General features: G+C 65.3%; 2 protein-coding genes and 1 pseudogene. All 3 read right to left on the reverse strand.

The genetic code is table 11. The features are described from left to right. Window positions 1–147 precede the first annotated feature (147 nt). Window positions 148–1,322, reverse strand: a protein-coding gene (locus ACIQ6O_RS13805) for an IS3 family transposase (RefSeq protein WP_396208367.1) whose coding sequence is annotated in 2 segments (ribosomal slippage) — window positions 148–1,013 and window positions 1,013–1,322 — 1,176 coding nt in all. Because the reading frame shifts where the segments join, the coding sequence is not laid out codon by codon here. 158 nt (window positions 1,323–1,480) lie between these two features. Further along, window positions 1,481–3,298, reverse strand: a complete 1,818-nt coding sequence (locus tag ACIQ6O_RS13810; protein ID WP_396208368.1) for an ABC transporter ATP-binding protein — start codon at window positions 3,296–3,298, stop codon at window positions 1,481–1,483. 45 nt (window positions 3,299–3,343) lie between these two features. Then, a pseudogene (locus ACIQ6O_RS13815) lies at window positions 3,344–4,131 on the reverse strand (hypothetical protein); the annotation flags it as partial.

Genomic DNA, 4,131 nt, shown 5'->3' on the forward strand with positions numbered 1-4,131 from the left:
AGACGGGAGATCCGAGCGGCGAGGACGAGATTCGAACGCCCAGCGGGAGAAGTGGGCCCGGATAGAAGTGAGACGTCCGCGTTCTCGAATGGAGAAGTGTCCAGTCCTGATTTTTGTCTACACGAATAGGGGACTGCGGATGAGTGGCTACGCCGCCTGATCGAAGACCTGCGCGGGAGTCTGATACTGCAGACTCCCGTGCAGCCGGCGGGTGTTGTAGGTGTGAATCGCGCGGGCGACCGCGTCCTGTGCGTCGCGGATCGTCAAGAAGACGGCATCGAGGTCGAATTCGTCTTTGAGGATGCCGTTCACGCGTTCGGCGATCGCGTTCTGGTAGCAGTGATTCGCATCGGTCATGCTGGGCAGGAGCCGATGCGCCGCGAGCGTCTGCAGAAACTCGTGACAGCAGTACTGACTCCCGCGGTCGGAGTGGTGCAGCACACCGGTCGGGTCGTGGAGCGTCGTCACGGCGTGGTGGAGCGCGTGCAGGGCACTGTGGTGCGAGAGATCGCGACTCACGTGCCAGCCGACGATGTGGCGACTGTACACGTCCGTCGTGAGGAAGAGATACGCAAAGCGGTCCCCCGCGAGCCGGAGATACGTGATGTCACTGACCACGGCTTGGCCGGGGCCGGTGATCGTCGCGTCCTTGAGCCGATTGGGCGCGACGGCGTAGCCGTGCCGCGAATACGTCGTGAACGTGGCGCGGCGCTTCCGCTTCACTAGGGCGTCGGTGTCGCGGAGCCAGGTAAAGAGCCGGTCCCGCCCCACGGGGACGCCCGCCGTCGTGAGGTGCTGATGCAGCTTGCGCGTCCCCACCCGTGGCTGCTCACGCCGGTGGGCCGCCACCACCGCGAGGACTATCGCTTTTTGCGCGGGCGCGGCGCCGCCGGCGGGTCGCCGGCGGCGCTTGTAGTACGCGTCCCGGGTGATCCCGAGGACGGCACAGACGGCCCGAACGGGGAGGGCAGCGGCCCCGTCGCAGCAGGCCCGGACAGTCTCGTACCAAGCGTTTTTTTTAGATCGAGCTGGTACTTCTTGTCGGCCTGCGTCAGCAACTCGTCGTACACGTGCAGCTTCAGATGCGCCTCGGCCAGCGCCTTCTCGAGCGCCGCAATGCGTTCCTGTTCACTCTTCATCACGACCTCCACGACATCCCGTTTGGGGCGGTAGCGGCCGTACTCGTGCACCCACCGCTGGACGATCGGGATGGTCGCCTGGGTGTCGCGGGCCGCCTCTCGTAACGAAAGATGGCCCGCTTCCAGTTCGTCGACGATCCGTTGCTTCAATTCCGGGCTGTACTGCCGCTGCGGTCGTGACATCAACACGTCTCCGTTGAGAGAGGGACGTGTAGACAGTATTCAGGACGAGTCACTTCTCACTTCTGGAGGACGGACGTCTCGCTTCTATCCGAGCTGTCGTCTCATTCTGCCCCCTCGATGCTCACACTCGCATCTCGTCTCTCAGACCGGAGAACGCGTCAGCCCGTGGCCGCGATCTCTTCGCCCGGATTGATGAACTGATCCTGCTCCAGCTGGAACTGCCGGTTGTACAGGTCGCGGTATCGCCCGCCGAGGGCGATCAGCTGCTGGTGCGTGCCGCGTTCCACGATCTCGCCCTTCTCCATCACCAGAATCTGATCGGCGCTGGTGATCGTGCTGAGGCGGTGCGCGATCACGAAGGTCGTGCGTCCCGCGCGCAGGCGCCGCAGCCCCTCCTGAATGAGGTGCTCGCTTTCGGAGTCGAGACTCGAGGTGGCTTCGTCGAGGATGAGCACGCGCGGATCGGCGAGGATGGCGCGCGCGATGGCCACACGCTGGCGCTGGCCACCGGATAGCTTCACGCCGCGCTCCCCCACGATCGTGTCGTACTGCTGGGGGAAGCCCATGATGAAGTCGTGGGCGTTGGCGATCTTCGCCACGGCCATGATCTCCTCGTCGGAGGCGCCGGGCTTGGTGAAGCCGATGTTGTCCTTGACGGTGCCGTCGAAGAGGAAGTTGTCCTGCATCACCACACCCAGGTGCCGGCGATAGTCGCGCAGCTTGAGGTTGCTCACCGGGGTGCCGTCCACGACGATGTTGCCCTGCTGCGGCTGGGCGAAGGCCATGATGAGGGAGATCATGGTGCTCTTACCGCTGCCGCTCGATCCCACCAGCGCGGTGGTGGTGCCGGCGGGGGCGTCAAAGCTCACATGCTTCAGCACCGGCACGCCTTCTTCGTACTCGAAGCTCACGTCGTCGAAGCGCACGTGGCCGACCACGGCGGGCACGTCCTTCTTTGCGGCGTCTTCCTGATCTTCCGTGGCCATGTCGCGCAGTTCGCGGATGCGGTCGAGCCCCGCGAAGGCTTCCGTGATCTGCGTGCCGATGCTCGCGATGGAGATGAGCGGCGCGGTGACCATGCCGATGAACACCACGAAGGTGATGAGGCTGCCGAGCGTCATGCTGCCGCGGATCACATCGCCACCGCCGACGTACATCACGATCACGCCGATCACGCCGACGACGCCAAGACCGAGCGTACCGGTAAGCGAGGTGCCAGTGATCGTCTTCGCGATGTTCTGAAAGAGACGCTGCACCCCTTCGCCGAACACCTTCTTCTCGCGATCCTCGGCGGTGTACACCTTGATCAGGCGAATGCCGCCGAGCGTTTCCGTGAGACGGCCGGTGACCTCGGCCTGAATGACGCTGCGCTCGCGGAAGATGGGGCGGAGTCGCTTGAAGGCGATGCTCATGCCTGCGCCGAATGCCGCGAGGGGCAGGACGGTGGCGAGCGTGAGCTTCCAGTTGAGATAGAGCAGCACGCCCATCGCACCGATGGCGCTCAGGATGCCGCCCGTCAGTTGAATGAGCCCGGTGCCGATGAGATTGCGAATCCCTTCCGGATCACTCATCACGCGGCTCACCAGCACGCCACTCTTCGTGCTGTCGAAGTAGCGCACCGGCAGGCGAATGAGGTGTCCCTGCACCTCCTCACGCAGCTGCGCGATGGCCTGTTGCGCGGCGACGCTCACCACCTGCGACAGCGCATAGCCGGTGAGCGACTGCACCACGGTGGCGATGAGGCCAGCCAGAGCGATCCAGCCAAGCAGCGTCAGATCGCTGTTGGGGAGCGCTTCGTCGAGCACCTTCTTCGTGCTGTACGGCAGCACGAAGCTGGAGGCGCGACTGATGAGCATGAGCACGAGCCCGATGCTGACGGAGCGTCGGTGCTGTACGATGAGCGCGCGGGCTTCACCCCAGGCGCGCTTGCTGTCGTACTTCGGCTTCTTGGCTGGTGCGGCGTTTGGAGGAACCATACTCCAATACTAGCCGCGAAACGCACCGCTGGCGCTCGTCCCGTGCTACTCGGCTCGCACCCACACCAATCCGGTGTGTGAACGGAAGCGCAACGCGGTGGTGGGATCCTTGTCGGCGAGGAAGTCGATCTCCTTCTCGTCACCGCGGGCGTTCTGATAAAAGATTTTCACCGCGAGTTCACGACCAGCGTCGGCGGTCTCCACCTTGGTAATCGGAAATCGCCCTTCCTCGACATCATCGAGCGTGGCGACGACGGTGTCCGGCTTGATCTCGAGCGTCTGATGCTCGTACAGCCAGTACGCCGTGGTCCAGGTGCCCAGCACGCCGGCGGGCACCGGAGCGTGACTGGTGCCCTGGCGGGTTACAAAGACCACCAGCGCCAGCACCAGCACGAGCGGCAGAGCCAGCCACCACCGGGTGGTGGCGGCGGGGGCGAGCGCGGACGTCGCGGCGGTGGCGGTCGCAGGGCGGGGCGCGGCGGCTCTGGCCGCCGATTTGGCAACGGCCGTAGGGGCCGGCCGGGAGGCCGGCCGGGGGGCCGGCTTCGGCGCCGTTTTTGCGGCCGGGCCCGCGGCCTGCGGTCGCACCCGCGGGCGTTGCGTGATGGCGACCTTCGAGGGTTCGAGGACCTGATCGACCCACTCGTCGTCTCCCGACGACTGGCGTGGCGAGGACGCGAGGACACGCTCCACCCATTCGTCAGCCGGCGAGTCATCCATCACGGGCACGTCACGCGGAATATCGATGATGAACGGGAGGTCGACCTTCGCTGCCGCCGGTACAGAGTCCAGCTGAGTGACGGTGGCCGGTTCCGCACGAGGCACGGCCTCCG

Source organism: Gemmatimonas sp. (assembly GCF_044345575.1).
Classification (GTDB): Bacteria; Gemmatimonadota; Gemmatimonadetes; order Gemmatimonadales; family Gemmatimonadaceae; genus Gemmatimonas.